Below are 2118 nucleotides of genomic sequence, written 5' to 3'. Positions count from 1 at the left end.
TGGCTTTTGCGTCGGGTGAACTGCCCCGACAGGCCGCGCTAAACACACGACCCGCTTGCTGCCGCCGTGGCGAATATCACGCGCGCGACCCTTCCACAGGTACAACGTGAATTCGCTGTCCTTCATGTAATAGCGCGTCCGGTTCGGCACGATCTTGTCCCACACCAACAGGCTGTGAAACTTGAACCCCGCGCCAATAAACCCGCTGTGCGCCGCGAACAGATTGCTGTCGTCAGACATGACATAGGCGTCGGCATTGGGCTTCAGCGCGCGAAAGATGGGCCCGCCGATTTCAGACCATGCAACGACGTCCATCAACAGACCGGAGTTATCGTAATTCTCCGCCGACAGCTTGCCGCCCAACGCACCAGGGCGCGACCCACCCGACGACAGCTTGTAGGGAACATCGGTGACACACAGATCAGCTTGCAGATCCAGCGCAGGCAGCACCGCGCGCGCATCGCCCTGGATCAACCGGCACCCGCCGATGGTGATATCGCGTTCGATCACCATCCGATCGTGACCATCGGCTGGATCACACTCACCCGTTTGTTGACACGCAGCGCGGAATTTACCGCCCGCCAAACCGCATGATCAGACTGCCAACCGTCATAGGGAACCACGACAATCTGTGATGCCTGATCCAGCATTGTGTCGTGAAATGCTCTTTTGCGGCTATCGGGCATAGAGAATTTCGGGAAGTAGACATCGAAATCACTTGGCGCAACGGCTGCACAGCCAAGCACATTAAGACTGTGGACTACTAGCGTGCTGGCGGGCGAACACTCTTCTGAAATGACTGCAACGAATCCTGCGATCCGATATGAGGCAACCGCTTCAAGCGTTTGATCCGTCTTGAAAAGACCTGCACGACCGTACCGCTCAACGACTTCCGTGTAGTTTGGGCGAAGCTTCCAAACCGAAGGCAGCCACTCCCCTGTCAAGAGATTCCTTAGCAGCTTCATGCCCAAACACCCCGCGACAACGCAGAAGAGTCAAGACATCTACCAGATGTAGTATTTCGAGCTATCAAGGTTTGTAACGGTTGTGTTGGACCCCTGAATGTGTGGTAGAAAGGTAAACCGGATCGAAGGGATTCAAACTTCGACCCGGCTAGTGGAGCCGCAGCACTTAAAACTGCGGTGATCCCGGTCCGAAGGTTCTCAAACAACCTGCGGACCATATTGCCAAAAGGAGTGAACAAATGGCAATCCAAGTACACCCCATGACCGGGGTGAAACTCAATGACATCGTGATAAAGCGGAAGCGTCTCACGTTTGATGATGCCGTTACAGCACATATTCTTCGCCATCAAGGCGAGACATTTACAGATGTCGTTCAAAGACTGGGTACAAATGCCAATCGCGTCGGAGAGGTCTTTCGAGGTAAAGAACACCCCGAATCCGCAACGGTCGCACTCGGCTTGTTGACCAAGTAAACCAACGAAGGTGGCAACCGAAACATTTGCCACCTTCGATCCAGCGCATGCAATTTCAGGCGCGGCGGCGATAGCAACGCCCCCGCACCCACTGGTCGAACCGTGCACTACAAGGGGCACCCGAAACCCCGAGGCACCGGAACAACCAAACCCGTTCACACCGCACCGCCAATCAGCTGCTCGACCACGCGCCGATTGCTATATCCATCCAGCGCATTGTCGGCGGCCACCGCATAGGGGTTGCCACCGGCACCGCGGTAATGCGCCTTGGTGCTGCGCAACCGCCCGCCCCAGCCCTTCAGCTTGATGACCGCCCGCACGGTTGCGACCGGTTCATCCAGCGCATCGGCCACCTCGGCAAGGGTGAAATCCCACGCCAACGGCTTGCACACCTGCCAGATCCGAAATGCGATTGCGTGACTGCGCGGTGTCATCAATCCTGCCCCCCGTGAAAGTTTTCAGAAAGTTTTCCCAAGCGGCGCGCAGCAGAAGCTGCCCACCAGTCGCCAAGCGCACCAAGATGCGTGGCGACAATTATTTCCTTTATCACGACCCAGCGAAGTACCCGCGTCATGCGGCAGCCTTAAGCTGATCATGGGCCTGATCGCGGAAATGCTCATAGGCATAGCCGACAGCGAAACCCGACGGCGCATGGCTGCCCACCCACCACTTCTTGGCCG

General features: G+C 56.9%; 5 protein-coding genes. 1 reads left to right on the top strand and 4 read right to left on the bottom strand.

Annotation, left to right across the window (positions count from 1 at the left end):
* Window positions 1-513, bottom strand: a 513-nt coding sequence (locus ABYT07_RS20660; RefSeq protein ID WP_372993880.1) for a hypothetical protein, incomplete at its 3' end; no start/stop codon positions are given.
* Entirely contained in the window at window positions 507-965 is a 459-nt protein-coding gene (locus tag ABYT07_RS20655) for a hypothetical protein (protein ID WP_372993879.1), read from the bottom strand. The genes ABYT07_RS20660 and ABYT07_RS20655, both read right to left, overlap by 7 nt.
* Window positions 966-1204: 239 nt before the next feature.
* Between ABYT07_RS20655 and ABYT07_RS20650 the strand changes: the two genes are divergently transcribed.
* Window positions 1205-1438 (top strand): hypothetical protein, encoded by a 234-nt coding sequence (locus ABYT07_RS20650; protein WP_372993878.1) that lies wholly within the window; start codon window positions 1205-1207, stop codon window positions 1436-1438.
* Window positions 1439-1593: 155 nt separating this feature from the next.
* On the opposite strand, the gene ABYT07_RS20645 is transcribed toward ABYT07_RS20650, so the two are convergent.
* Both ABYT07_RS20645 and ABYT07_RS20640 read right to left on the bottom strand, forming a co-directional pair.
* On the bottom strand, window positions 1594-1872 hold the full coding sequence (locus tag ABYT07_RS20645) for a hypothetical protein (RefSeq protein WP_372993877.1): 279 nt from the start codon (window positions 1870-1872) through the stop codon (window positions 1594-1596).
* On the bottom strand, window positions 1872-2012 hold the full coding sequence (locus tag ABYT07_RS20640) for a hypothetical protein (protein WP_372993876.1): 141 nt from the start codon (window positions 2010-2012) through the stop codon (window positions 1872-1874). The genes ABYT07_RS20645 and ABYT07_RS20640 overlap by 1 nt, the downstream gene beginning before the upstream one ends.
* Window positions 2013-2118 lie beyond the last annotated feature (106 nt).

It is taken from the genome of Sulfitobacter sp. (assembly GCF_041552635.1).
In the GTDB taxonomy this organism is placed as follows: Bacteria; Pseudomonadota; Alphaproteobacteria; order Rhodobacterales; family Rhodobacteraceae; genus Sulfitobacter.
The sequence above is the reverse complement of the archived record's forward strand: the minus strand, read 5'-3'. Positions and strand labels throughout refer to the sequence as shown.